Source organism: Pseudomonas sp. 58 R 12 (assembly GCF_900005865.1).
Classification (GTDB): domain Bacteria; phylum Pseudomonadota; class Gammaproteobacteria; order Pseudomonadales; family Pseudomonadaceae; genus Aquipseudomonas; species Aquipseudomonas tritici.
Genome location: NZ_CVTP01000008.1, coordinates 240,542 through 266,274 on the forward strand (window position 1 = coordinate 240,542; position 25,733 = coordinate 266,274).

General features: G+C 59.7%; 32 protein-coding genes and 1 pseudogene. 26 read left to right on the plus strand and 7 right to left on the minus strand.

The window, feature by feature from the left end; all coding sequences use genetic code 11:
• The 8 genes from BFP95_RS04545 to BFP95_RS04580 all read left to right on the plus strand — a co-directional run bounded on the left by BFP95_RS04545 (position 1) and on the right by BFP95_RS04580 (position 7,025).
• Positions 1–2,595 carry an outer membrane usher protein gene (locus tag BFP95_RS04545; protein ID WP_175405970.1) on the plus strand — a complete coding sequence of 865 codons (2,595 nt, stop codon included), beginning with the start codon at positions 1–3 and terminating at the stop codon, positions 2,593–2,595.
• Positions 2,592–3,335 carry a fimbria/pilus periplasmic chaperone gene (locus BFP95_RS04550; RefSeq protein WP_139113194.1) on the plus strand — a complete coding sequence of 248 codons (744 nt, stop codon included), beginning with the start codon at positions 2,592–2,594 and terminating at the stop codon, positions 3,333–3,335. The genes BFP95_RS04545 and BFP95_RS04550 overlap by 4 nt, the downstream gene beginning before the upstream one ends.
• A 21-nt stretch (positions 3,336–3,356) precedes the next feature.
• Positions 3,357–3,929, plus strand: coding sequence for a fimbrial protein (locus BFP95_RS04555; protein ID WP_065909370.1), 573 nt, complete (start codon positions 3,357–3,359; stop codon positions 3,927–3,929).
• A gap of 10 nt (positions 3,930–3,939) precedes the next feature.
• Positions 3,940–4,434 (plus strand): fimbrial protein, encoded by a 495-nt coding sequence (locus BFP95_RS04560; protein WP_065873039.1) that lies wholly within the window; start codon positions 3,940–3,942, stop codon positions 4,432–4,434.
• A 29-nt stretch (positions 4,435–4,463) separates the two neighbouring features.
• Positions 4,464–4,943 carry a fimbrial protein gene (locus tag BFP95_RS04565; protein WP_065909372.1) on the plus strand — a complete coding sequence of 160 codons (480 nt, stop codon included), beginning with the start codon at positions 4,464–4,466 and terminating at the stop codon, positions 4,941–4,943.
• Positions 4,944–4,954: 11 nt separating this feature from the next.
• Positions 4,955–5,503, plus strand: coding sequence for a fimbrial protein (locus tag BFP95_RS04570; RefSeq protein WP_065873037.1), 549 nt, complete (start codon positions 4,955–4,957; stop codon positions 5,501–5,503).
• Between the two features lie 100 nt (positions 5,504–5,603).
• Positions 5,604–6,575 (plus strand): fimbrial protein, encoded by a 972-nt coding sequence (locus tag BFP95_RS04575; RefSeq protein ID WP_065909374.1) that lies wholly within the window; start codon positions 5,604–5,606, stop codon positions 6,573–6,575.
• A gap of 168 nt (positions 6,576–6,743) precedes the next feature.
• Complete coding sequence (locus BFP95_RS04580) at positions 6,744–7,025, plus strand: hypothetical protein (RefSeq protein WP_065873035.1); 282 nt, start codon at positions 6,744–6,746, stop codon at positions 7,023–7,025.
• Between the two features lie 9 nt (positions 7,026–7,034).
• Here BFP95_RS04580 and BFP95_RS04585 read toward each other — a convergent pair whose 3' ends face one another.
• Positions 7,035–7,265, minus strand: a complete 231-nt coding sequence (locus tag BFP95_RS04585) for a hypothetical protein (protein WP_065873034.1) — start codon at positions 7,263–7,265, stop codon at positions 7,035–7,037.
• Between the two features lie 339 nt (positions 7,266–7,604).
• Positions 7,605–7,958, minus strand: coding sequence for a hypothetical protein (locus BFP95_RS04590; protein WP_065873033.1), 354 nt, complete (start codon positions 7,956–7,958; stop codon positions 7,605–7,607).
• A 212-nt stretch (positions 7,959–8,170) separates the two neighbouring features.
• On the opposite strand from BFP95_RS04590, the gene BFP95_RS04595 reads away from it, so the two are divergent.
• The 4 genes and pseudogenes from BFP95_RS04595 (at position 8,171) to ada (ending at position 10,456) form a co-directional block, all read left to right on the plus strand.
• The gene (locus BFP95_RS04595) at positions 8,171–8,473 is read left to right on the plus strand and encodes a DUF1883 domain-containing protein (RefSeq protein ID WP_027606593.1); all 303 of its coding nucleotides are present in this window, start codon (positions 8,171–8,173) and stop codon (positions 8,471–8,473) included.
• 25 nt (positions 8,474–8,498) lie between these two features.
• Positions 8,499–8,666 (plus strand): hypothetical protein, encoded by a 168-nt coding sequence (locus BFP95_RS29755; protein WP_098467678.1) that lies wholly within the window; start codon positions 8,499–8,501, stop codon positions 8,664–8,666.
• Positions 8,667–8,670: 4 nt separating this feature from the next.
• Positions 8,671–9,336 (plus strand): DNA oxidative demethylase AlkB, encoded by a 666-nt coding sequence (gene alkB / locus BFP95_RS04600; RefSeq protein WP_065873032.1) that lies wholly within the window; start codon positions 8,671–8,673, stop codon positions 9,334–9,336.
• 75 nt (positions 9,337–9,411) lie between these two features.
• Positions 9,412–10,456 (plus strand): annotated as a pseudogene (ada, locus tag BFP95_RS04605) (bifunctional DNA-binding transcriptional regulator/O6-methylguanine-DNA methyltransferase Ada).
• On the opposite strand, the gene BFP95_RS04610 reads toward ada, so the two are convergent.
• A complete protein-coding gene (locus tag BFP95_RS04610) occupies positions 10,453–11,031 on the minus strand; it encodes a CGNR zinc finger domain-containing protein (RefSeq protein ID WP_065873030.1) in 579 nt (192 codons plus the stop codon). The pseudogene ada and the gene BFP95_RS04610 sit on opposite strands and share 4 nt — an antisense overlap.
• Positions 11,032–11,202: 171 nt before the next feature.
• Between BFP95_RS04610 and BFP95_RS04615 the strand changes: the two genes are divergently transcribed.
• The 8 genes from BFP95_RS04615 (at position 11,203) to BFP95_RS04650 (ending at position 19,524) form a co-directional block, all read left to right on the plus strand.
• Positions 11,203–12,081, plus strand: coding sequence for an alpha/beta fold hydrolase (locus tag BFP95_RS04615; protein WP_065873029.1), 879 nt, complete (start codon positions 11,203–11,205; stop codon positions 12,079–12,081).
• A gap of 109 nt (positions 12,082–12,190) precedes the next feature.
• A complete protein-coding gene (locus BFP95_RS04620; RefSeq protein WP_065880551.1) occupies positions 12,191–13,249 on the plus strand; it encodes an NAD(P)H-dependent flavin oxidoreductase in 1,059 nt (352 codons plus the stop codon).
• 119 nt (positions 13,250–13,368) lie between these two features.
• Positions 13,369–14,121: a molybdate ABC transporter substrate-binding protein gene (gene modA / locus BFP95_RS04625; RefSeq protein ID WP_065909376.1), complete on the plus strand. Its 753-nt coding sequence runs from the start codon at positions 13,369–13,371 to the stop codon at positions 14,119–14,121.
• Positions 14,122–14,802, plus strand: a complete 681-nt coding sequence (gene modB, locus BFP95_RS04630) for a molybdate ABC transporter permease subunit (protein ID WP_065909378.1) — start codon at positions 14,122–14,124, stop codon at positions 14,800–14,802. It abuts the gene before it with no gap.
• 5 nt (positions 14,803–14,807) lie between these two features.
• Complete coding sequence (gene modC / locus BFP95_RS04635) at positions 14,808–15,887, plus strand: molybdenum ABC transporter ATP-binding protein (RefSeq protein ID WP_065880552.1); 1,080 nt, start codon at positions 14,808–14,810, stop codon at positions 15,885–15,887.
• A gap of 78 nt (positions 15,888–15,965) precedes the next feature.
• Positions 15,966–17,003, plus strand: coding sequence for a DNA topoisomerase IB (locus tag BFP95_RS04640; RefSeq protein ID WP_065880553.1), 1,038 nt, complete (start codon positions 15,966–15,968; stop codon positions 17,001–17,003).
• 124 nt (positions 17,004–17,127) lie between these two features.
• On the plus strand, positions 17,128–18,750 hold the full coding sequence (locus BFP95_RS04645; RefSeq protein ID WP_065880554.1) for an ABC-F family ATP-binding cassette domain-containing protein: 1,623 nt from the start codon (positions 17,128–17,130) through the stop codon (positions 18,748–18,750).
• 69 nt (positions 18,751–18,819) lie between these two features.
• Positions 18,820–19,524, plus strand: a complete 705-nt coding sequence (locus tag BFP95_RS04650) for a YoaK family protein (RefSeq protein WP_065873022.1) — start codon at positions 18,820–18,822, stop codon at positions 19,522–19,524.
• Positions 19,525–19,668: 144 nt separating this feature from the next.
• Here BFP95_RS04650 and BFP95_RS04655 read toward each other — a convergent pair whose 3' ends face one another.
• Positions 19,669–20,022 (minus strand): hypothetical protein, encoded by a 354-nt coding sequence (locus BFP95_RS04655; protein ID WP_065873021.1) that lies wholly within the window; start codon positions 20,020–20,022, stop codon positions 19,669–19,671.
• Positions 20,023–20,265: 243 nt separating this feature from the next.
• Here BFP95_RS04655 and BFP95_RS04660 point away from each other — a divergent pair, with 243 nt between their 5' ends.
• On the plus strand, positions 20,266–20,481 hold the full coding sequence (locus BFP95_RS04660) for a hypothetical protein (RefSeq protein ID WP_065873020.1): 216 nt from the start codon (positions 20,266–20,268) through the stop codon (positions 20,479–20,481).
• A gap of 152 nt (positions 20,482–20,633) precedes the next feature.
• Here the strand turns inward: BFP95_RS04660 and BFP95_RS04665 are convergent, their stop codons facing one another.
• The 3 genes from BFP95_RS04665 to BFP95_RS04675 all read right to left on the minus strand — a co-directional run bounded on the left by BFP95_RS04665 (position 20,634) and on the right by BFP95_RS04675 (position 21,924).
• A complete protein-coding gene (locus BFP95_RS04665) occupies positions 20,634–20,945 on the minus strand; it encodes an AzlD domain-containing protein (protein WP_065873019.1) in 312 nt (103 codons plus the stop codon).
• Positions 20,942–21,637 carry an AzlC family ABC transporter permease gene (locus BFP95_RS04670; RefSeq protein ID WP_065873018.1) on the minus strand — a complete coding sequence of 232 codons (696 nt, stop codon included), beginning with the start codon at positions 21,635–21,637 and terminating at the stop codon, positions 20,942–20,944. Before BFP95_RS04670 ends, BFP95_RS04665 begins: the two co-directional genes overlap by 4 nt.
• Positions 21,638–21,708: 71 nt before the next feature.
• Positions 21,709–21,924 carry a hypothetical protein gene (locus BFP95_RS04675; protein WP_065873017.1) on the minus strand — a complete coding sequence of 72 codons (216 nt, stop codon included), beginning with the start codon at positions 21,922–21,924 and terminating at the stop codon, positions 21,709–21,711.
• A gap of 176 nt (positions 21,925–22,100) precedes the next feature.
• On the opposite strand from BFP95_RS04675, the gene BFP95_RS04680 reads away from it, so the two are divergent.
• The 5 genes from BFP95_RS04680 to BFP95_RS04700 are packed head-to-tail and all read left to right on the plus strand — an operon-like array spanning position 22,101 to position 25,590.
• Positions 22,101–22,457, plus strand: coding sequence for a metalloregulator ArsR/SmtB family transcription factor (locus tag BFP95_RS04680; protein ID WP_065873016.1), 357 nt, complete (start codon positions 22,101–22,103; stop codon positions 22,455–22,457).
• A gap of 19 nt (positions 22,458–22,476) precedes the next feature.
• On the plus strand, positions 22,477–23,760 hold the full coding sequence (locus BFP95_RS04685; RefSeq protein ID WP_065873015.1) for an arsenic transporter: 1,284 nt from the start codon (positions 22,477–22,479) through the stop codon (positions 23,758–23,760).
• A gap of 13 nt (positions 23,761–23,773) precedes the next feature.
• A complete protein-coding gene (locus tag BFP95_RS04690) occupies positions 23,774–24,247 on the plus strand; it encodes an arsenate reductase ArsC (RefSeq protein ID WP_065873014.1) in 474 nt (157 codons plus the stop codon).
• Entirely contained in the window at positions 24,244–24,930 is a 687-nt protein-coding gene (arsH, locus tag BFP95_RS04695) for an arsenical resistance protein ArsH (protein WP_065873013.1), read from the plus strand. Before BFP95_RS04690 ends, arsH begins: the two co-directional genes overlap by 4 nt.
• Positions 24,931–24,978: 48 nt before the next feature.
• Positions 24,979–25,590 carry a LysE family transporter gene (locus tag BFP95_RS04700; RefSeq protein WP_065880556.1) on the plus strand — a complete coding sequence of 204 codons (612 nt, stop codon included), beginning with the start codon at positions 24,979–24,981 and terminating at the stop codon, positions 25,588–25,590.
• The last annotated feature ends 143 nt before the right edge of the window (positions 25,591–25,733 follow it).

Genomic DNA, 25,733 nt, shown 5'->3' on the forward strand with positions numbered 1-25,733 from the left:
ATGTTGAATGCGTCGAAAATCAAACATGCGTTGCGTCCAGGTTTCTTCGGCGGGGTTATGTCGCTCGCCGGGACTGCATTGGGCGCCGGGGATATCGAGTTTAATACCGACGTGCTTGATCTCAGTGATCGCACCAATATTGACTTGTCCCAGTTTGCGCGCAGCGGATTTATCCTGCCGGGCACCTACGCCATGGTCGTGCAGCTCAACAGCCAGCCGATCGCTGAGCAGTCGGTGGCATTTTACCCCCCCGATAACGACCCCAAAGGCAGCCAGGCCTGCTTATCGTCCGATATTGTCGAGCAACTGGGCCTGAAAGCGTCTGGAGACGCAGAGCGCTTGTGGTGGAGAGGCGGCGAATGCCTGGATATTCAAAGCTTGCCAGGCATGGAGGTCAGCGGAGATCTGGCGACCTCTACGCTGAACATCAACCTCCCCCAAGCCTACCTTGAATACAGCACCATCAATTGGGATCCCCCCTCGCGCTGGGATGATGGGGTGCCCGGGCTGCTGATGGACTACAACGTAACGGCCCAGTCCACCTACCAAAAGCATGAGCAGGCGAGAAACAATTTCTCCGGCAACGGCACGCTGGGAGCTAACGCCGGCGCTTGGCGGCTGCGGGCGGATTGGCAGGGGCGCGTCGACAGAGACCGCGAAAATGCATCCAACCAGCCGAAGCTGGAGTGGAGTCGTTATTACGCTTATCGCGCCATCCCGGCACTGAAGGCGCGCCTTATCGTTGGCGAGGACTACCTGTATTCGGACCTGTTTGACAGCTTCCGGTATACCGGCGCCGCGCTCAACTCGGACGAAAGCCAGTTACCTCCCAACCTGCGTGGTTACGCACCGGAAGTTGTCGGAGTGGCTAAAACCAACGCCAGGGTCATCATCAGCCAGCAAGGGCGTGTGCTCTATGAAACGCTAGTGGCGGCAGGCCCCTTTCGGATCCAGGACCTCAATGACGCCGTCAGTGGCAGGCTGGATGTGCGGGTGGAGGAACAGGATGGCTCAGTGCATAGCTTCCAGATGGATACCGCCGGTGTTCCTTACCTGACCCGCCCTGGCCAGGTGCGCTACAAACTGGCGGCTGGCCGCCCATCGAATCTTCATTACAACGCCGATGGCGATTTTTTTGGCAGCGGCGAGTTCTCGTGGGGTGTCAGTAATGGCTGGTCGCTGTATGGCGGCGCAATAACGGATAACAACTACCACGCATTGTCTGTGGGCGTTGGGCGTGACTTGTTGATGTTCGGTGCGGTCTCGCTGGATGCCACTCAGTCCCACGCCACGCTATGGAATCAAACATTGGCGGGTAAATCCTACCGCCTTCAATACTCCAAGCACTTTGAACAGTACGACAGCCAGATTACTTTTGCAGGTTATCGCTTTTCCGAAAGGAATTACTTAAGCATGAGCGAGTACCTGGATGCTCGCCATTATGGATTGAACGGCGAACTTTCCGGGCGTAACGAGCGCGACAGTAGTTGGAAACCCATTGGCGACAGCAAGGCACTGTACACGGCGACCGTTAATAAGCAGTTCCGTGACTTGGGCGCCACCGTGTATGCAAGCTACAACAAACAAACTTATTGGGCACGGCCCGCGACGCAGCGCTGGAACTTATCAGCAGCACGTTATTTCAATGTGGGCAGTATCAAGAATATGAGTGCGTCCCTGAATGTATACCGTACGCTTGACTACAACTATAAGGATAACGGCGTGACGTTGTCGGTCAGTCTGCCCCTGGGCCGCACCGGCACACTGGCCCTGGACGCCAGTCGAACCGCAGGTAAGAACGCGTTATCCACGCGCTACAGTGATCGCCTCGATGAACGTAACAGCTACCAGCTCAGCGTCGGCGATAAAGCGGCCAGTGGGTACCTGAGCCATGTTGGAGATCAGGCAGATATCGATCTGGCAGCCAGCCAACAAGAAGGCAGGTACGCCAGCCTCAGCGTTTCCGCACGGGGTGGTGGCACGCTGACGCCTCACGGAGGGGCACTGCATCGCACCAACAGCACTGGCGGCACCCGCCTGATGGTCGACACCGCAGGCGTACCCGATGTGCCGGTGCGAGGCTACGGCACCCCAACACGCAGCAATGCCTTCGGCAAAGCCGTTATTTCCGATATCAGCAGCTATCAGCGCACAGCGGCCAGTGTCGACCTGGAAAGCCTGCCGGTGAACGTCGAAGCCACGCAGTCCGTTGCCCAGTTGACCCTCACCGAGGGCGCCATCGGATACCGCAGCCTGGACGTGATTGCCGGCGAAAAAGCCATGGCGGTTGTGCGTCTGGCGGATGGCAGCACGCCGCCGTTCGGCGCGACGGTGAAGAATGCGCGGCAGCAGGACACCGGCATTGTGAATGATGGCGGCGCGGTCTACCTCAGCGGTATCCAGGCCGGCGCGCAAATGACCGTGAGCTGGGGCGGCGCCGAACAATGCGTGCTCACCCTCCCCGACACCTTACCCGCCGATGGCTTGACCGACACCCTGCAACTGGGCTGCCGGACGGTCGCCAGTGAACAGACCTCGCCCGATCCAGCAGCGCTGACCGACAACAGCATCGAAACGGAGAACACATCCTCATGAACATTCGTCTCTCACTCCCCGCCCTCACATTGCTGGCCGTAGGCTTGAGCCCGTGTGCCAACGCCGCTGTCGGCCTGGACCGTACCCGCGTGATTTTTGATGGAGGAAAAAATGCCACCAGCGTCAACATCACCAACAACAATACCCAACTGCCGTATCTGGCCCAGGGCTGGCTGGAAGATGAAGAGGGAAAAAAGATCACCTCGCCCCTGATCGTGTTGCCGCCGGTTCAACGTCTTGAGCCGGGCAAGCAAAGCCAGGTCAAGGTACAGGCGTTGCCCGCTGCAAATTCGCTGCCACAGGATCGCGAAACGGTTTTCTACTTCAATTTGAGGGAAATTCCGCCACGCACCGACAAGGCCAATACCCTGCAAATTGCGCTGCAGACCCGCATCAAGTTGTTCTACCGGCCCCAAGCCATTACCCCAAGCCAACAAGACTTGTCCAACCCCTGGCAGGAAAAGCTCACCCTGACCCTCGAAGGCGAGCGATACACGGTGAATAACCCCACGCCGTACTACGTGACCCTGGTGGATGCGCGCAGCACCAAGGACGGCAAAACCGTGGCGGGCTTCGAGCCACAGATGGTGCCACCCAAAGGCGCGCTGACCTTGGGCCCCACCGCCGCCGCGCTCGGCACCACGCCTTATTTGTCCTACGTCAACGACTACGGTGGACGTCCGCTGCTCGCCTTCACCTGCAGTGGCAACACGTGCAAAGTCAACGCGCCTAATGAGTAGCGCCCGCTGCCGGAGAACGTCATGAAGTCGCAGCAAATGAAGGTCTTGGGCGGCCTGCTACTGGCCTTGTTGCAAAGCGCCCAGGCGGCAGACGTCGAAGGGATGAATGGAATGTTGAATATTTCCGGGACGATGCATGAAACGCCCTGCAACCTGGAAATGACATCGCTTCATCAAACGATCGACCTGGGTGCAGTGTCAGCCAGTCAACTGCAACGGCCAGGAGACCAGGCAAGGCCGGTGGCCTTCGAGGTGCGGTTTACCGATTGCCATCGCACGGCCGGCAGCATCCGCAGCGAACGTACGGGAAACCTGGCCTGGAGTGCTTTCCAACCGGTGTTGTCGGTGACGTTTCTGGCGCCGGCTGATGCCGATGATCCACGCCTGGTCAAGGTTCAAGGCGTTTCCGGCATGGGCCTGCACTTGACCGATGCACTGGGACGAGATGTGCAACTGGGTTTCAGGGGTGAACCCTTGTTCCTGCCCTTGGGCAGTAACACCCAGGTCTGGACTGTCAGGCCGACGCGCACCTCCGCCTCGCTGACCAGTGGCGCCTTTCGGGCCGTGGTGGATTTCAGGCTCAATTATGAGTAAGGGCATAACGATGGCTAGGACAACCGGCTCGCGGGCCATTCTTATCATGGGCGGCCTGCTTTGGGCCGTCAGCCTCAGTGTGCAGGCCAACACCAACCTGACCATCCGCGCGGTGATCATCGCGCCGCCACCCTGTGTGATTAATGGGGGCAACACGCTGGATGTGCCTTTTGGCAATGACCTGCTGACGTCCCGGATTGACGGCGTTAACTATCGTAAAAATGTGCCTTATACCGTCACCTGCGACTCCCCCTTCAGCAATGCGCTGACCCTTCAGCTCAGGGGCACGGGTGCTGCGTTTGACAGCCGTGTGCTGGTAACCCGCAAAACTGACCTCGGCGTCAAGCTGCTCGTCAATGGCAGTGACTGGCCATTGAATACTGTGGTGAATTTTACCTACCCGAATTTTCCGGCTGTGCAGGCGGTACCTGTCAAACGCGCGGGCAGCCAACTGACCGGGGGGGCATTTGATGCAGCCGCCACCCTGGTGATCGATTACCAATGAAGCCGCTTATCAATAAAGAGAAACGATCAATGACATTCAGGCCACGCCACGCGTTGCTCGCCTTGTGTTGCATCAGCCTTTGCAGTGCTGCGTCGGCGAACTTGACGTTCAGCGGAACGCTCAACGAGCCGCCCCCCTGCACGATTGACGCGGGCAGCACGATTGAAGTCGATTTCGGGGATATCGGCACCAAGCTGATCGATGGTGTGAGATACCGCAAAGGCGTTGGCTACACCATCAGTTGCGGCGCGACCACGATGCCCTGGCTCCTGAAGTTGAGCGTTAACGGTACAGCAACGACGTTTGACGCATCGGCGGTGCAGAGCAGTGTGCCTGAACTGGGTATCCGCTTGTTCCAGAACAATGTGCCGTTTCAACTCAACACGCCACTGGATATCACCCTCTCGTCGCCGCCGGTACTGGAAGTGCTCCCTGTGCAACGGCCGGGCGCAGTCCTTGCCCCCGCACGGTTTACGGCAGTGGCCACATTGCTGGCCGAATACCAATAGGAGTCGGGCGTATGCCATATCAAAGGGTTCATGAGCGCCGGCCCCACGCTGGGTTGGCACTCCTGCTTTGCTTCGGCCTCATTCCCACGGGGCATGCCGTGGATAACCTGAGGTTCAAGGGCAATCTGGTTGAACAGGCCTGCACGATCCGCCCTGGCGACGAGGCCATCGCGCTCGAACTTTGGGACGTGACCAGTAAGCACCTCTACATCAACACCCGCACGCAGGGTAAGGGGTTCAGATTGCACCTGGAGGCGTGCGACACCGCAATTGGCAAGACAGTGACCATCACCCTGGGCGGTAGAGAAAACATGGCGCTGCCTGGGTTGTTCGCCCTGGATGGCGGAAGTATTGCTGCCGGTATCGGCGTTGGCATAGAGACGCCGGACGACAAGCCTTTGCCCCTCAATACCCCCAGTGATGAACAGGTACTGAGCAATGGCAGCAATGTGATTGAACTCAAGGCTTATGTAAAAGGCGAGCCAAATGCGATCAGGGATCAGACGATCGGGCCTGGCGCCTACACGGTGACCTCGACCTTTACGCTGGACTATCCATAACAGCCCTGGACAAACCTCACATCTCTAACCGACGCCAGTGCCACCCCGAACTGAATGTTCACCGGGCACTGCCTGGAGAGATGCGCAACGAGAGAGAAAGATGAAACGACTTTATGCAGCCATGGTGCTTCTCGTCTTGATTGGCGTGACCTCAACCGCGAATGCAACCGATTGCCGCGTGAATGGTGGGCCTTGGATATTCGTCGGCTCCGGCGGGACACTCAACTTGCAGGTCCCCGTGACCGTCCAACTGGGTGCGGACAAAACCCGAATAATGCTCGAAGGGGTCAGGCTGGAATGTCGATTTTCCCACTACGGCGGTAGCCAGCCCTGGTATACCGACTACTGGGCAACGTCGGCAAGAGTCGGGCCCGCCTGGGTGCCTGGACCCAAATTCACTAACCAAGGCACGGGGCTGCGGATCAACGGCAGTTTCTACAACACCCCCATTCCAAATGGTATCCGGACGACGACCATGCTGAACAACTCCGTCGGTGTACCGGTCAATGTCACCCCCTACATTTTGGTCCGTAACAATCCGAGTAACCCTATCGATATCCGAGTCGGAGATGTGCTGGGGCGGCTCAATCTCGACCAGACAAATAACTACAATTCCGGCAGTTCAACGCTTGCGCTGACATATACCGCGGCCAACAATTTCTCCATCTCTCCGTCAACGTGCACGATCAACAATAACAACCCGATCAATATAGACTTCGGCACCGTAAACCAGCGGGCAATTGGTACCGACCCGCTCACAACGCCCATCCGCAGCAACCGCAGGCTCACCTACTCCTGCCCGAACGCCGGCATCACCACACCGATCACCATCACGTACAAAGGCAACCCGTCGTCGTTTGACACACGCCTGCTGGTAATGACCAACCCGAACGTCGGTACGGCGCTTGTGCGAGCGGGATCCGCCGTGCAAGTGAACGGTAAGTTCCTGACCCAGATCACCAACAGTGTCGGCGGCGACGATGTGACGTTTGCTTTGGTACGGCGAGCGGGTTCGTTGCCTGCCGCTGGAACCATAAGCGGGAGCGGCGTACTCGTGATGGGGGTGCCATGACCTGCGCCAGACACTGAAGTCCAAGGCATTTATGCCCAACCCAAGGGTGCGCAGTCGCGGAGTACATTCTTTGACTGCGCACCAGGTGGCAGTTCGCTATAATCCTGCACCAACGCCCCACGACAGTGTCAGCGCCCTCCTCCTACACCCTCGACGACGACCCAACTCATGAACAAGATTCTGGCACTGACTGCGGTACTGGCGCTCGCCGGCTGCACCACCACTTCTGACGTCTACCTGAAAAACGGCGAACAAGGCCTGACCATTGACTGTTCGGGCGAGGCCAACTCCTGGGCCAGTTGCTACGAAAAGGCGGATGCCTCGTGTGCGGGCACCGGCTACCGTATCGTCGGCACCGAGGGCACGCCTTCGCTCAAGGAAAGTGACAAGACCCTGGGGCAGGATGTGGGCAACTTCAAAAGTCGCAGTGTGGTGGTGGTCTGCAAGTAAGCGTTTCGCCTACAACTGAATATCGGCGAACTTGATGCCCAGGCTGCGGATGGTCTCTACCAGGTCATCCAGGCGCGCGAACGACTCGATTTCATCCTGATCATCCACCAGGAAAAAACTGCGGCCGCCGCTTTTCTTGAAGAATACGATCCACTCCCCCAGGTCGGCCGGATTCTGGATGATGTGAGTCGCCGATATCTGGCCTTCGGCCTGGCGAGCGCTGACGTGTTCACGCTTCATGAATGACTTCCCGAAATAGACAAATGCCGCACAAACCGAGGGTTTGCGCGACATTTTTGCATTGATCGGACAACAGTTTAACGGATGCCTTGCCCGTTCAGCACGCCTTCTACGGTTTGGCCGTTGAGATTGGCCCCATCAGTACCCGATTCAGCGACATCATCACGACTCCATTTTTATAGTTATAGGCTTAGGCGCTTATGGCATAAACCTAAAAAGGCTAGGGGGGATGATCCCGTCGCGACAATTCCCAAATCGGGCCCAACAAAAAGCCTGGCACCACGATGGTGGGACCAGGCTTTTTATCGGATTAGAAGTAACAGGGTGAAACGGGCTATATCAGCCGGAGATGCACTCTTCGCCAGCTTTTTTCACGTCACCCGGACGGATCGGCACATTGGACATGCTCTCGTAGAGCTTGATGCTGCTACCACTGGAACGTTCATCAATTTCGAAAATTGCCGAAGGGTCGGCGGAAAACTTCTGCGGCACAATCACCTGCATACCCCCCTCCTTACGCGGTTCAATCTGCGGCGGCCGGCGAGTCGCCGACAATTTCTGTACCACGCACGCGGCGTATTCCTGTGGTTTTTTCCCGGAAATGACCGCCAAGGTCGGCGGCGTCTGCTTGATATCTGCAACCGAAGCACACCCACCAATCGCCAGGGCCAGAACCAACACACTCCACTTCATATAAAACCTCCGATAAAGAGCCTACGACAGCGGGGATGGTAAATTTCTCCCGCCCAAGTAGGATTTATCCCTGATAACTCGGTAAATAACTGTTTTAAATTGTCGATGTCGTTGAAGACGACCCGATAATAAACGTGCTGGGGCTGATAAACTCCATCTTAACCTACGTATCGTTCTGATTTTTCAGAAAAAGCCCTTCTGGAGACACCCCCATGAAATTCATCCACCAGCGCGAGCACCTCAACGAGGGAGACATTGTCGTCATCGAATGCTCGCAGACTTGTAATATCCGTCTGATGAGCGACGCGAATTTTCGCAGCTTCAAGAACGGCGGTCGCCACACCTACCACGGCGGCGCCTTCGACACGTTCCCTGCCAAAATCACCGCACCGAGCACCGGGTTCTGGAACATCACCCTGGACGTGGTCACGCGCCGCGCAATCAGCGTGACCCGCAAACCCGCGCTGTCCCACAAGATTCGCATTGTGCGTCGCACCAGCACCAAACTGAGCTGATCCGAACAGTCAATAGGAAATAGCCGTGACCGCTACCACCAAGTACGTAATCAAATACAAGCTCAACGGCGAACGCCGCTTTGAGTTCGCTCAACTGCACACCAACAGCGTAGAAGAAGCCAAGCAAGCCCTGGCGAAAATTCACGATGCCAGTGATGAAATCACCGACATCAACGTGAGCAAGGCACTGTAAGTCGATGCCTGGCCTCACGACTGATCTGTTCGCCGATGACGCCTTGCAGCAACCCGCAGGGCGCGAGCAAATTGGCGAACAGTCCTACGTGCTAAGAGGCTACGCCCTGCCCTGGGTTGAGCGTCTTCTGCCGGAACTGCGACGGGTGCTGGCTCAATCACCGTTTCGGCACATGGTGACACCTGGTGGCTTTACCATGTCGGCTGCATTGAGCAGTTGCGGCGATCTGGGCTGGACCACTGATGCCTCGGGCTATCGCTACTCGCCATTGGACCCGCGCAACCTTCAGCCATGGCCGCAGATGCCGGACGCCTTGCGCCAATTGGCCGTGTTGGCAGCGGCAGAAGCCGGCTTTCTCAACTTTGCGCCCGACGCCTGCCTGATCAACCGTTATGTACCCGGCGCGAAAATGGCCCTGCACCAGGACAAAGATGAGCGCCGCTACAGCGAACCGGTGGTGTCGGTCTCTTTTGGGTTGCCGGCGATTTTTCTGTTTGGCGGGCACGAGCGCAGTGACAAGCCCCAGAAAGTCTCGCTGTTCCATGGCGACGTGGTGGTGTGGGGCGGCGTGGACCGCTTGCGTTTTCATGGGGTGATGCCGATCAAGGAAGGCGTGCACCCGGTCATGGGCGCGCAACGCATCAATCTCACCTTTCGCACTGCCGGCTGATTTGACCGCAAGCTTCAGAGTGCCAGGTGTTCACGGCACGACTAATCTGGCCAGGACCCGTCAAGAGTGCCGACCATGACCACCGAACAAGACCCCCGCTGGGCCGCCATTCTGGCCCGTGATCCCAAAGCCGATGCGCTGTTCGTCTATGGTGTGAAGACCACCGGCGTGTACTGTCGCCCGAGCAGCGCTTCGCGCTTGCCACGCCCGGAAAATATCGAGTTCTTCGACACGGCTGCACAGGCCGAAGCGGCGGGTTATCGCGCCAGCAAACGCGCTGCCGGCGACCAGACGCAACTGGCAGCACACCATGCACAACGGGTGGCCGACGCCTGCCGGCATATCGAACAGGCCGACACCCCGCCCAGCCTGAACACGCTGGCCACGCAAGCCAAGCTGAGCCCCTTCCATTTTCACCGCGTGTTCAAAGCCGTCACCTGCCTGACCCCCAAGGGCTACGCCAGCGCCCATCGTTCACGCAAAGTGCGCGATGGCCTCAGGGGCCCGCACTCGGTGACCGATGCGCTGTATGACGCAGGCTTCAACTCCAACAGCCGCTTTTATGAATCCGCAGATCAATTGCTTGGCATGAAGCCCAGCGACTACAAAGCCGGCGGCACTAACACTGCGATCCTGTTTGCCATCGGGCAATGCTCGCTGGGTGCAATCCTGGTGGCGCAAAGTGCCCGTGGTGTGTGCGATTTTGCTCGGAGATGACCCGGACCGGTTGGCGCGTGATCTGCAGGATCAATTTCCCAAAGCCGAGCTGGTGGGCGCCGACCCGCACTTCGAACAGCTGGTCGCCCAGGTCGTGGGGTTTATCGAAGCGCCCGCGCTTGGCCTGGACTTGCCGCTGGATCTGCGTGGTACCGCGTTTCAGGAGCGCGTATGGCAAGCCTTGCGCGATATCCCTCCGGGGAGCACGGCCAGCTACGCGCAGATTGCAGCGCGGATCGGTGCGCCTAAGTCGTTCCGCGCAGTGGCCCAGGCCTGTGGCGCTAACAGCCTCGCGGTTGCAATCCCTTGCCACCGCGTAGTGCGCAGCAATGGCGACCTCTCGGGCTATCGCTGGGGCGTGGAGCGCAAGCAGCAGCTGCTGGAGCGTGAGAGCAAAATCTAACCCTGCTTGCGCTTGCGGAACTCGGCGACTTTATGACGGTTGCCACACAGCGCCATGCTGCACCAGCGACGCTTATGCGCTTTGGTACGGTCGTAGAACCACAGCACGCATTCAGGGTGTTCGCAGGTGCGGATCAGGTTGAAATCTGCATCCACGAGCAAGGTAGCGGCGGCTTCGGCGATCGGCGAAAGAAACTGTTCCGGCGTTTGCAGTTTGCGCTCACGCACCAACTGCAATTCACCCGGTGCCGGCCAGGACAGCTGTGGATGGCTGACGGCCTTGCGCAAAAAGCCATTGAGCGCCGCCGGATCAGCTTGCTCGCCCGCCTTGCGTGCCTCCAGCAAGGCCCGGATCACTTCCCGCAGCGTCTTCGCCGTTGCCAGTAACGCCCCGTCCTCGAACGCAGGCGTCGCACCCTCCTCGACCCAGCCCAAGCGGACCAACCAGCGCGCAACATCGGCGTCAGCCTGCCAGAACTCGAAGGGCTCGCCGTCGACGTTGGCGCGGGTGTTGAGCATGTCCAGTACCGGGTGATCGGCAAGGACATAGGGTTCCAGGGCTGCGTGGGTGGTCATGTTCAATCCTCTTGGGCGCGCTTCTATCGTAACCGCTATTAATTCATCCGGGTAGTTACAAAGAACACTTAGCTAACCAATATAAACCATTTGACAGGTTACATTTTTGAGCGCAGCTTTTGAAAAAGTAACCCGTATATCAATCCAATCAAGTTACATAGGTGCCTCATCATGACCACTCCAGCCCCCGTTGTTCACTACCGCCACATCGATGTCGATGGCGTACGCATGTTCTATCGAGAAGCCGGTGACCCGGCGGCCCCCGTCATGTTGCTGCTGCATGGTTTCCCCAGCTCGTCGCACATGTACCGCGACCTGATCCCCCTGCTCGCCACGCGTTTTCGGGTCATCGCGCCAGATTTACCGGGCTTCGGCTTCACCGAGGTACCGGCCGAGCGCAATTATCACTACAGCTTCGATAACCTGGCAGTCACGGTTGAGCATTTTGTCGATGCGCTGGCGCTGAGCCGTTACGCGCTGTATGTCTTCGATTACGGCGCACCGGTTGGTCTGCGCCTCGCGGTGGCTCACCCGGAACGGGTCAGCGCGCTGGTTTCGCAAAACGGGAATGCGTACTTGGAGGGCCTGGGCGATGCTTGGGCACCGATCCGCACCTACTGGGCCGAACCGAGCCAAGCCAACCGCGAAGTCATCCGCAGCGCGGTGATCAGCCTGGAAGGCACGCGCTACCAGTACCTGCACGGTGTAAACCACCCCGAGCGCGTGGCGCCGGAATCCTACATGCTGGATGTCCTGCTCATGCAGCGTCCCGGCAATGACGAGATCCAGCTGGACCTGTTCCTCGACTACCGTAACAACCTGACGCTGTACCCGGCGTTCCAGGCCTTTTTCAAGACGACGCACGTGCCAACGCTGGTGATCTGGGGCCAGAACGATCCCTTCTTCATTCCGCCAGGCGCACACGCCTACAAGACCGACAACCCCAACGCCGTGGTGGAACTGCTCGACACTGGCCACTTCGCCCTGGAAACCCATGCGGCACATATCGCCGAGCGAATTCACGCCGTCGTGGGCCATGCCATTGACTGATGGCGCACCACGAAACGGCACGTTCGTCCAGTGAATAAAACAGACTGGCCGGGTGCCAGGGGCCCTGTTAAAACAGCGTGAAGCCTCACTAACGCTGGAGACGCACCCCATGAGCACTTGGCCAGACACCCGCCTTCTCGACCTGTTGGGCATCGAAGTGCCGATCATCCAGGCCCCAATGGCGGTAGGCACCACCACTGCCATGGTGATCGCCGCCAATAATGCGGGCGCGCTGGGTTCATTGCCGGCCGCCGCACTGAGTATCGAGCAACTGCGCGAAGCGCTGACCGCCATCCGCCAGGCCAGCACGCGCCCGGTCAACGTCAATTTCTTCTGCCATCAACCCCCGCAACCTGACGCCGCAGGCGATCGACGCTGGAAAGAATTGCTGGAACCCTACTACCGCGAATTGGGTGCCGACTTTGATGCGCCAACACCGGTGTCCAACCGTGCCCCCTTCAATGACGCCGCCTGCCAGGTGGTCGAAGCATTCCGCCCCGAGGTCGTCAGTTTTCACTTTGGCCTGCCGGAAAAGTCCCTGCTGGATCGGGTAAAAGCCACCGGCGCCAAGGTGTTGTCCTCGGCCACCACCGTAGAGGAAGCCCTCTGGCTGGAACACCATGGCTGCGATGCAATCATCGCCATGGGCATTGAAGCAGGCGGGCATCGCGGCTTGTTTCTCAGCGATGACCTCAACACCCAGATCGGCCTGTTCGCCTTGTTGCCGCAAGTCGTCGACGCCGTCCGCGTGCCGGTGATCGCGGCCGGGGGTATCGGCGATGCGCGTGGGATTGTCGCAGCGTTTGCCCTTGGCGCCTCGGCGGTGCAGATCGGTACGGCGTACCTGTTTACCCCTGAAGCCAACGTCACGGCTTCGCACCACCATGCGCTGCGTCATGCCCAGGCCAGCGAAACGGCACTGACCAACCTGTTTACCGGCCGCCCGGCACGCGGCATCGTCAACCGCGTGATGCGTGAGTTGGGTGCGATCAACCCGGCCGCTCCAGCGTTCCCGACCTCAGGCGGCGCGCTGATGCCGCTCAAGGCCAAGGATGAAGCGGGCTTCAGCAACCTGTGGTCCGGTCAGGCACTGCGCCTGGGCAAAGACACGACCACGTATGAGCTGACGCGCGAACTGGCAGAACAGGCCCTGGCCAAGCTCAAGTAGATCCGTCATCCGTGGCAACTTTGCACTGTACCGGCACCGGCCAACCGCTATATATTCTCGTACATAGCGGTTAAGCCTTCTATCTATAACAAGCCGTACACCCTCAAAGGAGCTGCTTCATGAAGATTCACGCCTCACGCCTGGCCGTTCTGGTCGCGGCGCTGGCCTTTGGCTCGGCGCAGGCCGATGAAGTCCAAGTGGCCGTGGCCGCCAATTTCACCGCACCGATCCAGGCGATTGCCGCCGACTTCGAAAAAGAGACCGGCCACAAACTGGTCGCCGCCTACGGCGCCACCGGCCAGTTCTACACCCAGATCAAGAATGGCGCGCCGTTCGAAGTGTTCCTGAGCGCCGACGACGCCACCCCGCAAAAACTCGAAACCGAAGGCGATACCGTCAAGGGGTCACGCTTCACCTACGCCGTTGGCACCCTGGCCCTGTGGTCGGCGAAAGAAGGTTATGTCGATGCCAAAGGTGAAGTGCTGAAGAAAAACCAGTTCACACATCTGTCGATTGCCAACCCGAAAACGGCACCTTACGGCCTGGCCGCGACCCAAGTATTGGCCAAACAAGGGCTGACCGAGCAGGTCAAGGACAAGCTCGTTGAGGGTCAGAACATCACCCAGGCCTATCAGTTTGTGTCCACCGGCAACGCCGAGCTGGGCTTTGTGGCCTTGTCGCAGATCTATAAAGACGGCAAAGTCACCAGCGGTTCGGCGTGGATCGTTCCAGCCTCCCTGCACGACCCGATCAAACAGGACGCGGTCATCCTCAACAAGGGCAAAGACAGCGCCGCTGCCAAGGCACTGGTTGAATACCTCAAGGGGCCTAAAGCCGCTGCCGTCATCAAGTCCTACGGTTACGAGCTCTAAATGCCGCTATCGAGTGCCGATTTTTCCGCTATCTGTTTGACCCTCCAGCTCGCCTCACTGACCACGGTGATCTTGCTGGTCATCGGCACTCCCATCGCCCTGTGGCTGTCGCGCACCCGCTCCTGGTGGCGCGGCCCCATCGGTGCCATCGTCGCCTTGCCGTTGGTGTTGCCACCCACGGTGATTGGTTTTTACCTGCTGTTGGCCATGGGCCCCAATGGCTACTTCGGCCAGTTCACTCAATGGCTGGGCCTGGGCACCCTCACCTTCAGCTTCGCCGGGCTGGTCATCGGTTCGGTGATCTATTCCATGCCGTTTGTAGTGCAGCCCTTGCAGAACGCCTTCTCCGCCATTGGCACGCGCCCGCTCGAAGTGGCCGCGACCCTGCGCGCCAATCCTTGGGATACGTTTTTTACGGTGATTTTGCCTTTGGCACGGCCGGGGTTTATCACCGCCTCCATCCTGGGTTTTGCGCACACCGTCGGCGAATTCGGCGTGGTGCTGATGATCGGCGGCAATATCCCGGACAAGACCCGGGTGGTCTCCGTACAAATCTACGACCATGTCGAAGCCATGGAATATGCCCAGGCCCATTGGCTGGCCGGCTCCATGGTGGTGTTCGCGTTCCTGGTGTTGCTGGCGCTCTACTCCAGCCGTAAAACAAAGGTGAGCTGGAGCTGATGGCAATGATTGATGTGCGCCTGCAACTCACGTATTCGGGCTTTGCCCTCGAGGTTGACCTTCACCTGCCCGGTCGCGGCGTGACCGCGCTCTACGGGCATTCCGGTTCCGGCAAGACCACCTGCCTGCGTTGTATCGCCGGGCTGGAGCGCGCCGAAGACGGTTTCATCCAGATCAATGATGAGGTGTGGCAAGACAGCCGCAACGGGGTGTTTGTGCCACCGCATAAGCGTGCCGTGGGTTACGTGTTTCAGGAGGCCAGCCTGTTTGCGCATTTGTCGGTGCGGGCGAACCTGGAATTTGGCCTCAAGCGCATCCCCCGTCAGCAACGCCGTGTGGACATGGCCCAGGCCACGCAGTTATTGGCGATCGGCCACCTGCTCGACCGTAACCCCCAGCATCTTTCCGGCGGTGAACGCCAACGCATCGGTATCGCCCGCGCCTTGCTCACCAGCCCGAAGTTGCTGTTGATGGACGAACCCCTGGCCGCCCTCGACAGCCAGCGCAAAGGTGAAATCCTGCCGTACCTCGAACGTCTGCACGATGAACTGGATATCCCGGTGCTGTATGTCAGCCATGCTCAGGATGAGGTCGCACGCCTGGCCGATCACATCGTCTTGCTCAGCGACGGAAAGGCCCTGGCCAGCGGCCCCATTGGCGAAACCCTGGCGCGCCTCGACCTGCCCCTGGCACGGGGCGATGACGCTGGCGTGGTGATCAACGGCACGGTCAGTGCCTACGACGAACATTATCAGCTGCTCACGCTGCAACTGCCCGACAGCGCCCTGCACATGCGCGTGGCCCATGCACCGTTGGCCGTGGGCAAAGCGTTGCGCATCAAAGTCCAGGCACGTGATGTGAGCCTCAGCCTGCAGGCAGAAGAACACAGCAGCATCCTCAATCGCCTGCCGGTGACGGTGACCCAGGAAGTTCCGGCGGACAACAGCGCACACGTGCTGGTACGCCTGAACGCAGGTGGCACGCCGTTGCTGGCACGTATCACGCGGTTCTCCCGCGACCAGTTGCAATTGCACCCCGGCCAGACACTGTGGGCGCAGATCAAGGCGGTGGCTGTGTTGGCGTAGGCAACCTTTTGGCACGACCGCAAACGGCTGCGGTCAATCAGACATACCGGCCTGATTTGTTGCCAAGGAACCCGCACCATGTCCGACTCTGCGCTACCCCGCGACCTGCATTATGTTGACGACACCCAGCCCGGCATCCGCCGCAAGACGCTGCGGGGCAAGTTCCAGTACTTCGACCCTAAGGGTGAGCGCATCCGCGATCCCGACGAGATCAAGCGCCTGAACGCCCTGGCCGTACCGCCGGCCTACACCGATGTGTGGATCTGCGCCGACCCGCGCGGCCATCTGCAAGCCACCGGCCGCGACGCGCGTGGGCGCAAGCAGTACCGCTACCACCCGCGCTGGCGTGAGGTGCGTGACAGCGACAAGTACTCTCGGCTGCAGCAGTTCGGCATCGCCCTGCCAAAATTGCGCAAACAGCTGGAAGCGAAAATCGCCGAACCTGGCTTCACCCGCGAAAAAGTATTGGCCACCGTGGTGATGCTGCTGGACGCTACGCTGATCCGCGTCGGCAATACCCAATATGCGCGGGACAATAAATCCTACGGGCTGACCACGCTGCGTACCCGCCATGTGGATGTGAAAGGCAGTGAGATCAAGTTCCAGTTTCGCGGCAAGAGCGGCGTCGAACACCAGATCAGCGTTAAAGATCGGCGATTGGCGACGGTGGTCAAGCGCTGCCTGGAATTGCCGGGGCAGGACTTGTTCCAGTACCTGGACGAAAGCGGCGAGCGGCACACCGTGAGCTCACAGGACGTGAATGAATACTTGCACAGCCTCACCGGTGCGGACTTCACCGCCAAGGATTACCGCACCTGGGCCGGCACCGCCATGGCGCTGGCGGTGTTGCGGGAGTTGGAGTGGCAGCCCGAGTCCGATGCCAAACGGCACGTGGTGGCAATGGTCAAGGACGTCGCCAAGCAGTTGGGCAACACCCCGGCGGTATGCCGCAAGTGTTACATCCACCCTGCGGTGCTGGAGCATTTCAGCCTCGGCGAACTCTCCAAGCTGCCCAAGCCGCGCCTGCGCAAAGGGCTCAAGGCCGAAGAAGCGGCATTGGCAATGTTCCTTGAGCAACTGGCGGCGGATTTGCCGAAAAAGGCCAAGGTGGGTTAGGCTCTGCCTCCCTTCTGACTCACGGGACGAGCGCCGACGTGAACAACTAAGCCTTCCAAAATGTACCTGCAACAGGCCGCCTGGCGCGCTTGTTGGCCTGTCCGACATTTTTTTGGAGGTGCTGATGACTGACGTCAACCGGCTGCCCGCCCTCGTTTCCCTGCAACACCTGTGTTTCCAGTTCGCCAATGGCGAGACCTTGCTGGACGACCTGAACCTGTCCATCGATCACACCCCCACCGGCATTGTGGGGCGTAACGGCTGCGGCAAAAGTGTCCTGGCGAAGTTGCTCGCCGGGCAGCTGTCGCCCTCCTCTGGCACGCTGAATCGACCGCCCCATGTGGCTTACGTCGCGCAGAACGTCGTGGTGGTGCCGGGCGACACAGTCGCTCATCTCACGGGTACGGCTGCGCCATTGGCAGCGCTCGAACGCATGGCCCAAGGCGCCGCGCAGGACGACGACCTGGCGTTGATCGACGACCGCTGGAACCTGGCCGAGCGTTTGCGCAGCGCCTTGGATGCGGCGGGTCTTTCGCAGCTTAATGTTGAGACCCCTGTCGACCAACTCAGCGGCGGCCAGTTGGCCCGCGTCGCGGTCATCGGAGCGCTGTTGGCCGCGCCACACCTGCTGGTGCTCGACGAACCCACCAACCACCTCGACAGCGACGGCCGTGCCTGGCTGCTGCGAGTGCTCGCGGATTGGCGTGGCGGCCTGGTAGTGGTCAGCCATGATCGACAATTGCTCAACGCCATGGGGCGCATCATCGAGCTGTCATCCCTCGGCGTCCACGTGTATGGCGGCAACTACGATGCTTACCGCCTTCAGCGCGATGCCCAACAACACGCTGCCGTCGCTGCCCTGGAACACGCACGCCTAGCGCGTAGCCGCGAACGGCGGCGCCTGCAAAAGGACCATGACAACCTGCAACGCAATGCCGCCCACTCACGCAAACAGGCGGAAACAGCCAATGTTGACCGTTTCACCAAAGCGCGCTGGAAAGGCGCCGCCACGCAAATCCTCAGCAGCGTGCGCAGCGCGCATGGGCAACACAAACAGGCGTTGGATGCCCAGGTGCGCCAAGCCTACGAAAAGGTACTGGATGAAACGCCAACGCTGTTGGCATTGCCCGCGTCAGCGGTGCCCAATGGCCGACAGGTGCTGGCGTTGGTCGACGCGCAATTGCCATGGCTGCCCTCGACCTGCCTCAACCTGCACCTTGCCGGGCCGGTACGCATCGCTGTACGTGGGCCGAACGGGTGCGGCAAATCCACGTTGCTCAAGGTGTTGGCAGGTGAATGGCAAGCGGTCAATGGCGCCTGCAGCGTGCAGGTGCCGAGTGCCTATATCGACCAGCATCTCGCGCTGCTGGACGACCAGCGTTCCATCGTCGAGCAACTCAACCTGCTCGACACGCCACTGGCCGAAGCCGAATTGCGCACGCGCCTGGCGTTGCTGCAACTGAACGCCTTGCGCGTGACCCAACCCGCCGGGCAACTCAGTGGCGGCGAACGCTTGAAGGCCGCGATGGCGATTGCCTTGTGGCGCGAAGTGCCGGCGCAACTGTTGTTGCTGGACGAGCCGACCAACCACTTGGACTTGGAATCGGTGATGGCCTTTGAACAGGCGCTGCAAGGTTTTACAGGGGCGATGATGGTGGTGTCCCATGACGTGGATTTCGTGCAAGCGATCAGGCCGACCCACTTTTTCACCTGGCAGCGTACGGGCTGGTACCTAGAGTGTGTCTGAGGTCATTGCGTGCGCCCTAAAAGCGCCCTACGGTAGTGGCCGGATAATCTCACCGAGGAACCCGGTCCTATGTTGCCTTCGCCGCGCAAACCCAACGCCAATGCTGCACTGGCCCATCGACAGCGCTGGCGTGGCCGGGTCGGGCTGATGCTGGTGGCCAGCCTGTCGGTGCTGGCGGGAATGACTGACGCCATCGGCTTCATGGCCAGCGGTGATTTTGTGTCGTTCATGAGCGGCAACACGACTCGCCTGGCGGTAGCAATCAGCGCCGGGGATCTTGGCCTGACCGGGCGGCTGCTGTTGCTGGTCGCGACCTTTGTTGTCGGTAACGCCTTGGGCGTCGTGGTCAGCCGGCTGAGCCGCCGCCATGCACTGCCATTGCTGTTGTGTATTGCCGGCTTGTTGTGCGGCGCTGCCGTGCTGCCCTTCGCCGATACATTGCCCGCGCTGCTGGCGGCGATCGTCGCGATGGGCATGCTGAATGCCGCTGTGGAAGAGGTCAACGGATTGCCCGTAGGCCTGACTTACGTCACCGGCGCACTTTCACGGTTTGGACGCGGGCTGGGGCGCTGGCTGCTTGGGGAGCGTCGCAGCGGCTGGCGCGTGCAACTGATCCCATGGGCCGGGATGTTCGTGGGGGCGGTGATTGGCGCGGTGCTCGAGCAGCAGATGGGCTTGAGGGCGCTGCTGGTCAGCGGCGTCTTCGCAGGCGTGCTGGGGCTGGTGTCGCTGAAGATTCCCCGGCGCTGGCACCTTGGCTACATGCCGCGCTGAGGAAAAAAGGTGCTCGCCCGACGTTTAAGCCTCGACGTCCGTGTACTGGTAAAGAGCCATCATGTCGGGCGAGCGGGTGAATCATAATCCAAATGCCGCGCAACTGTCGTGCCAGGCATTTCCTAAAACGACTAAAGCAATGGATTACAGGCAAGTCGCGAGTGCGGCCAAGCGCCGCTTGGCTGGCATATTGTCTTCTGCTGCGTAGTACTTGATGGTGGAACCGGCACCCGCACTTTGCACATCGACAAAGTAGTCGCCTGCAGTCGTGTACACGGTAAAACCGCCGGCGCCGATGGGTTCCTTGAAGCCGCCGGCGTCAACGCCGAACACGCTTTCATCCTGCCAGCCGAACTGCACGCATTCAGCAACCACCAGTGTGGCCTTGTCTGAAGCCAGGGTTTTGTAGGGCGTGCCGGCGCGCGCCTCTTTCATCTTCGAACCTGCACAACCGGCCAGGGCCGCCAGTACCAGTGCGCCAATTACCACCTTGTGCATGCCATTGCTCCGTTGAAAAAAAACGCGACTCTACCATTAGCCTGCTACACCCGAGGACTATTACGTCACGCACGCGCCTAAAAGCGAATTCGCTGCATCCTCGAGGGCGAGCGTACGGTCAAGGGTGGGAGCACGCCCACCTGGCGGGGTGCTTGAAGGTGGCGCCTCCCGACACATGGCATTATGATGCCGCGGTTGATCTCACTGAGGAGATCAACGGGATACCCTCAACAAGGAAGCGTCATGAAAGATTTCGTCATCAGCGTCAACAACTCCGTTCTCTACATCGCACTGGCCTTCGTCTGGCTGATGGGTTTGGTGACGATGTTCAGCGCAAGCTTTTTGTCGGGCCTGGCGGTATTGGTGGGCGGTACTTTGACGTGGTGCATCATTTCCGGCTTCTGGTTCGTCCAGTCGGCCACCTATGAAGAACTGCGCAAGCTCAACGCAAAAAGCTGATGCGCCCGGGCAGCCCAATCGGGCTGCCTTGCTGTGTGCAGCATGAATTTAGTTTCACTGTGAAGGGAGCCTGTGCTGCCTATATTGGCCATGCTCATTGTTAGAAGTCTCCCTTCTGCCCGCCCTCCCGCGGGCTTTTTTTCGTCCGGGGATTAAAGCAACCAGCGGAACAGGTAGAACAACGCCATGCTCAACAGCACAGTGATCAACACATTGCGTGTCCAGAACATCAACGCCACCGCGCTGAGCCCCGCCAGCAGGTAAGGGTTGGCCGGACTGAGGTTGAGTTGATGGTCGGCCAGGAAAATGATCGGCCCGCAAATCGCCGTGAGCATGCCAGGCACGGCGAACCCGAGAAACTCCCGCGCGCCACGGTTGAGGCGCACCGGCAGGCGCGGCTCGATAAACAGGTAACGGTTGAGAAATACCACCAGGCCCATGGCCACAATCATGATGTAGATCATTGCTGCCCTACTCCCAGTCGCTTGCAGGCATACCCCGCGCTCATGCCCAACACGCCGGACACCACCACCGCCGACTCCCAATGCAGAAAGCTCAACCACACCGAAAACAGCAACGACACGGCCACGCAGACCACCGTGGGGATGTCACGCACCACCGGCGTAATCAACGCGATAAACGTGGCGGCGATGGAAAACTCCAGCCCCAGTTGATCAAGGCCGGGAATGCTTTTGCCGAGCACGATACCGGCCAGTGTGAACAGGTTCCAGATGATATAGAACGTCAGGCCGACGCCCAGGGCGTACCAGCGGTTGAAGGTCTCGCGGTCAAAATGGCTGACCAGTGCGAAGAATTCGTCGGTCAACAGAAAGCCCAGGCTCATGCGCCAGCGGGTCTTGAGGGGCGACAGGATTGGGCGCAAATGCATGCCGTACAGCAAATGCTGGGACGTCAGCAGCAAGGTGGTCAGCACGATGGAAATCAGGCTGGCGCCACTCTTGACCATACCGATGGCGACCAGTTGCGCAGCGCCGGCAAACACGATGGCGGACAAACCCTGGGCTTGCAACGGGGTGAACTGTGCATCGATGGCCATCGAACCGGCCAGCAGTCCCCACGGCGCGCAGGCCAGGGACAAGGGAATGACGGCGATGGCGCCGCGAGCGAAGGCGTAATGAGGTAAGGCAGTGGGCATGGAAACGGCTCATCGACAGACAGTCGACAAGCATGCCAGCGCAACCAGGAGCTTGTCTTGAACGATCTTGCTCAGGCCAGCCTTACCGACACCGGCCCCACCGAATCGCGCGCTTCGCGCAGTTCATGGGCGTCCTGGTTAAGCCGGTGAATGGTGTTGAGCAAGCGTTGGCGCAGCACTTCATCGCCGAGTTTTTCGACGGCACGCATCAAGTCGAAGGCCGCGGTTTCGTTATTTTCCGCGACGGAATCCAGGGTCTTGCGCAGGTTGCGAGTGGCACGGGTCACGCAGGTTCTTCCTTCATCAGCAATGGGGAGGCACTTTAGGACATTCATGTTTCATTTTAATTTCAAACACTTGTGGCGGATTTCAAGGCGTTTGATCCATATCAATTGAAACAGGATTTGACCGTTACATATGAATATACGTATATTCGGATAACCATATATACAGGGCCTTGGCCATGCTGGACTCCATCTCCCCACCCACCCTGTTCAAATGCCTGGCCGATACCACCCGGGCACGCCTGACGTTATTAATCCTGCGTGAAGGCGAACTTTGCGTGTGCGAACTGATCCATGCCTTGGACGACAGCCAGCCAAAAATCTCCCGCCACCTGGCGCAACTGCGCAGTGCCGGGTTGCTGCTGGACCGTCGCCAAGGCCAATGGATTTACTACCGCATCAACCCGGCATTACCCGACTGGGTGACCACCGTGCTGCACACCACCCTGCAAGCCAACCGGCCCTGGTTGCACAGCGACGCACAGCGTCTGGATGCAATGGGCGACAGACCACAACGGGCCAGCACCTGCTGCTGAATCCTCGGAGCGTTTATTCATGCTTGTCGCACTCGCGATTTTTATCTTCACCATCGTATTGGTCATCTGGCAACCCAAAGGCCTGGGCGTTGGCTGGAGCGCAACCCTGGGCGCCATCCTGGCCCTGGCCTCTGGCGTGGTCAGCCTGGCGGATATTCCGGTGGTGTGGCACATCATCTGGAATGCCACAGGGACCTTTGTCGCACTGATCATCATCAGCCTGTTGCTCGACGAGGCCGGGTTCTTTGCCTGGACCGCCCTGCATGTAGCACGCTGGGGGCGTGGGCGCGGCCGGCGTTTGTTTGCCTATATGGTGTTGCTCGGCGCATTGGTCTCGGCGCTGTTCGCCAATGACGGCGCGGCGCTCATTCTCACGCCGATCGTGATGTCGATGCTGTTGGCCCTGCGCTTCTCCCCGGCGGCGACCCTGGCATTCGTCATGGGCGCAGGCTTTATCGCCGACACGGCGAGCCTGCCGCTGGTGGTCTCGAACCTGGTGAATATCGTCTCGGCGGATTACTTCAAGATCGGTTTCAACGAATACGCCGCCGTGATGGTGCCGGTCAACTTCGTCAGCGTCGCGGCCACGCTGGCGGTGCTGATGTGGTTCTTCCGCCGCGATATCCCGCAAACCTACGACCCGGCCGACCTAGAAGATCCCGCCAGTGCCGTCCACGACCGCGCCACCTTCCGCGCCGGCTGGTGGGTGTTGGGCATTCTGTTGGTCGGTTGCTTTGCCCTGGAGCCGCTGGGCATTCCCATCAGCGCGATTTCCGCCGTATGCGCCGTGCTCCTGCTGGTCATCGCCGCCAAGGGCCACACGATCTCCACGCGCAAAGTGCTGAAAGAAGCACCGTGGCAAATCGTGATCTTTTCCTTAGGCATGTACCTGGTGGTCTACGGACTGCGAAACGCCGGCCTCACCACCTACCTCGCAACCTGGCTCGATACCTTCGCCACTTACGGCGTGTGGGGCGCGGCGATGGGCACGGGTGTGCTGACGGCGCTGCTGTCCTCGGCGATGAACAACTTGCCGACGGTGTTGATCGGCGCGCTGTCCATCGAGTCCAGCCATGCCGTGGGCGTGGTCAAGGACGCGATGATCTACGCCAACGTGATCGGCAGCGACCTGGGCCCGAAGATCACTCCCATCGGCAGCCTGGCTACCTTGCTGTGGCTGCACATTCTGGCACGCAAAGGCATCACGATTACCTGGGGTTACTACTTCAAAGTCGGGATCGTGCTGACCCTGCCGGTGCTGCTGATCACCCTTGCCGCCCTCGCCTTGCGCCTGAGTCTTTGAAGGAGATACCGCAATGAAAGTCCTGTTCATGTGTACCGCCAACAGCTGCCGCAGCATTTTGTCCGAGGCTGTGTTCAACCATCTGGCACCGCACGGTTTTGAGGCGATCAGTTCCGGCAGCTTTCCGAAGGGCCAGGTCCTGCCACGCAGCCTCAGTACGCTGCAGGCAGCGGGTATCAGCACTGAAGGCTTGTACAGCAAAGGCAATGACGCCTTTGCGGGCAGCCCACCGGACTTGGTGATTACCGTGTGCGACAAAGCTGCGGGCGAAGCGTGCCCGGTGTACTTCGGGCCGGCGGTGAAGGCGCATTGGGGGTTGGAGGACCCCTCCGATGTTCAAGGCGACGACACAAATGTCCAAGCTGCATTTGACGCCACGCTGGCGATCATTGCCACACGCTGCCGGGCATTTTTCGCCGTGCCTTTTGACCGCCTCAGCCCTGCCGACTTGAAGGTGGAACTCGACCGTATTGCGGTGCTTTCATGACCACACTGCCCAATCTCGATATCACCCTTTCAGCGCCACTGCGTAGCGGTTCGACGCATCCGCCGCGCATCCTGCTGCTCTACGGCTCGACCCGCGAACGCTCGTTCAGCCGCCTGCTGGTGGAAGAAGCAGCACGCCTGTTGCAGCACTTCGGCGCACAAACGCGCATCTTCAACCCCAGCGGCTTGCCTCTGCCCGATGATGCACCGAGTGATCACCCCAAAGTGCGGGAACTGCTGGAGCTGATGAAGTGGTCCGAAGGCCAAGTGTGGTGTTCACCGGAACGTCACGGCTCGATGTCGGCCGTGTTCAAGGCGCAGCTCGACTGGGTGCCGCTGGCCCTTGGCGCAGTGCGCCCGACCCAGGGTAAAACCCTGGCGGTGATGCAAGTGTCCGGCGGTTCGCAATCCTTCAATACCGTGAACCAACTGCGCGTATTGGGCCGTTGGATGCGTATGTTCACTATCCCCAATCAATCCTCGGTACCCAAGGCGTTCATGGAGTTTGACGATCAAGACCGTATGAAACCTTCCGCCCTGTACGACCGCGTGGTCGATGTGATGGAAGAACTGGTCAAGTTCACGCTACTGCTGCGCGATCGCCCGGACCTGGTAGACCGTTATTCGGAGCGCAAGGAAAGTGCTGACGAACTGTCGCAGCGTCTCAACCAACGGTCGATCTGATCCCCCCTTCCCGCGTATGCTCTGGCACTTTCCTGAAAGGACGCGGGCATGCTGACGATCTTTTTCTACGCACTGATATTCGGTTTTGTGTTTTGCCTCTCTCCCGGCGCCGTGCTGGCGGAGACCCTGCGCCGTGGTTTGCTCCATGGCTTCACGCCGGCCCTTCTGGTGCAGGTTGGGTCGCTGGTCGGCGACGCGGTGTGGGCGGTGATCGGCCTGACCGGGATCGCCCTGCTGATCCAGCATGACGCCGTGCGCGTGCCGCTGACGGTAGTCTGTGCGGTGTACCTCGCCTGGCTGGGCGTGCGCAGCCTGATCGATGCCTGGAAGCTGCCTGAATCAGACGACGCACCCGCCAGCACTCGGCAAAATGCGCTGGCGGTCGGCGCAGCGATCTCCCTGGCCAACCCGAAGAATATTGTTTACTGGGGCGCGCTGGGCAGCGCGTTGTCGGGCATCGTCGGCGCCACGCCCAGTCATGGGCAAACCTTGATGTTTTTCGCCGGGTTCATGCTGGCGTCGGTGTTGTCGTGCTTTCTGATTGCTGCGCTGGTCAACGTGCTGCGCAAGAACGCATCACCGTTGTGGCAGCGCATCAGTTACGGCACTTGCGGCGTGGTATTGATCTATCTGGCAGTTCTGGCCGCGCAAGGAATATGAAGTTATAGAGCCGACAACTTACACGGGCTGTCTGCCTGAATAAACTCTGAACATCGGTTCATTTAATTAATCATGCATTGACATTTTGTAACCGTCTGGGTAGATTGCCCGTGCCCGCAACTGGGGCCTTTTTTAAACCTCAC

Excerpts from the sequence above, each read along its gene's own strand:
- BFP95_RS04595 (WP_027606593.1), top strand. The coding sequence starts at position 8,171 with ATGAAATTCATCCACCAGCGCGAGCACCTCAACGAGGGAGACATTGTC.
- BFP95_RS04640 (WP_065880553.1), top strand. The coding sequence starts at position 15,966 with ATGTCCGACTCTGCGCTACCCCGCGACCTGCATTATGTTGACGACACC.
- BFP95_RS04685 (WP_065873015.1), top strand. The coding sequence starts at position 22,477 with ATGCTTGTCGCACTCGCGATTTTTATCTTCACCATCGTATTGGTCATC.
- BFP95_RS04655 (WP_065873021.1), bottom strand. The coding sequence starts at position 20,022 with ATGCACAAGGTGGTAATTGGCGCACTGGTACTGGCGGCCCTGGCCGGT.
- BFP95_RS04585 (WP_065873034.1), bottom strand. The coding sequence starts at position 7,265 with ATGAAGCGTGAACACGTCAGCGCTCGCCAGGCCGAAGGCCAGATATCG.
- BFP95_RS04660 (WP_065873020.1), top strand. The coding sequence starts at position 20,266 with ATGAAAGATTTCGTCATCAGCGTCAACAACTCCGTTCTCTACATCGCA.
- BFP95_RS04690 (WP_065873014.1), top strand. The coding sequence starts at position 23,774 with ATGAAAGTCCTGTTCATGTGTACCGCCAACAGCTGCCGCAGCATTTTG.
- alkB (WP_065873032.1), top strand. The coding sequence starts at position 8,671 with ATGCCTGGCCTCACGACTGATCTGTTCGCCGATGACGCCTTGCAGCAA.
- BFP95_RS04550 (WP_139113194.1), top strand. The coding sequence starts at position 2,592 with ATGAACATTCGTCTCTCACTCCCCGCCCTCACATTGCTGGCCGTAGGC.
- modC (WP_065880552.1), top strand. The coding sequence starts at position 14,808 with ATGATTGATGTGCGCCTGCAACTCACGTATTCGGGCTTTGCCCTCGAG.
- BFP95_RS04670 (WP_065873018.1), bottom strand. The coding sequence starts at position 21,637 with ATGCCCACTGCCTTACCTCATTACGCCTTCGCTCGCGGCGCCATCGCC.
- modB (WP_065909378.1), top strand. The coding sequence starts at position 14,122 with ATGCCGCTATCGAGTGCCGATTTTTCCGCTATCTGTTTGACCCTCCAG.
- BFP95_RS04620 (WP_065880551.1), top strand. The coding sequence starts at position 12,191 with ATGAGCACTTGGCCAGACACCCGCCTTCTCGACCTGTTGGGCATCGAA.
- BFP95_RS04590 (WP_065873033.1), bottom strand. The coding sequence starts at position 7,958 with ATGAAGTGGAGTGTGTTGGTTCTGGCCCTGGCGATTGGTGGGTGTGCT.
- BFP95_RS04645 (WP_065880554.1), top strand. The coding sequence starts at position 17,128 with ATGACTGACGTCAACCGGCTGCCCGCCCTCGTTTCCCTGCAACACCTG.
- BFP95_RS04560 (WP_065873039.1), top strand. The coding sequence starts at position 3,940 with ATGGCTAGGACAACCGGCTCGCGGGCCATTCTTATCATGGGCGGCCTG.
- BFP95_RS04555 (WP_065909370.1), top strand. The coding sequence starts at position 3,357 with ATGAAGTCGCAGCAAATGAAGGTCTTGGGCGGCCTGCTACTGGCCTTG.
- BFP95_RS04700 (WP_065880556.1), top strand. The coding sequence starts at position 24,979 with ATGCTGACGATCTTTTTCTACGCACTGATATTCGGTTTTGTGTTTTGC.
- arsH (WP_065873013.1), top strand. The coding sequence starts at position 24,244 with ATGACCACACTGCCCAATCTCGATATCACCCTTTCAGCGCCACTGCGT.
- BFP95_RS04545 (WP_175405970.1), top strand. The coding sequence starts at position 1 with ATGTTGAATGCGTCGAAAATCAAACATGCGTTGCGTCCAGGTTTCTTC.
- BFP95_RS04615 (WP_065873029.1), top strand. The coding sequence starts at position 11,203 with ATGACCACTCCAGCCCCCGTTGTTCACTACCGCCACATCGATGTCGAT.
- BFP95_RS04610 (WP_065873030.1), bottom strand. The coding sequence starts at position 11,031 with ATGACCACCCACGCAGCCCTGGAACCCTATGTCCTTGCCGATCACCCG.
- BFP95_RS04665 (WP_065873019.1), bottom strand. The coding sequence starts at position 20,945 with ATGATCTACATCATGATTGTGGCCATGGGCCTGGTGGTATTTCTCAAC.
- BFP95_RS04580 (WP_065873035.1), top strand. The coding sequence starts at position 6,744 with ATGAACAAGATTCTGGCACTGACTGCGGTACTGGCGCTCGCCGGCTGC.
- BFP95_RS04570 (WP_065873037.1), top strand. The coding sequence starts at position 4,955 with ATGCCATATCAAAGGGTTCATGAGCGCCGGCCCCACGCTGGGTTGGCA.
- BFP95_RS04565 (WP_065909372.1), top strand. The coding sequence starts at position 4,464 with ATGACATTCAGGCCACGCCACGCGTTGCTCGCCTTGTGTTGCATCAGC.
- BFP95_RS04680 (WP_065873016.1), top strand. The coding sequence starts at position 22,101 with ATGCTGGACTCCATCTCCCCACCCACCCTGTTCAAATGCCTGGCCGAT.
- modA (WP_065909376.1), top strand. The coding sequence starts at position 13,369 with ATGAAGATTCACGCCTCACGCCTGGCCGTTCTGGTCGCGGCGCTGGCC.
- BFP95_RS04575 (WP_065909374.1), top strand. The coding sequence starts at position 5,604 with ATGAAACGACTTTATGCAGCCATGGTGCTTCTCGTCTTGATTGGCGTG.
- BFP95_RS04650 (WP_065873022.1), top strand. The coding sequence starts at position 18,820 with ATGTTGCCTTCGCCGCGCAAACCCAACGCCAATGCTGCACTGGCCCAT.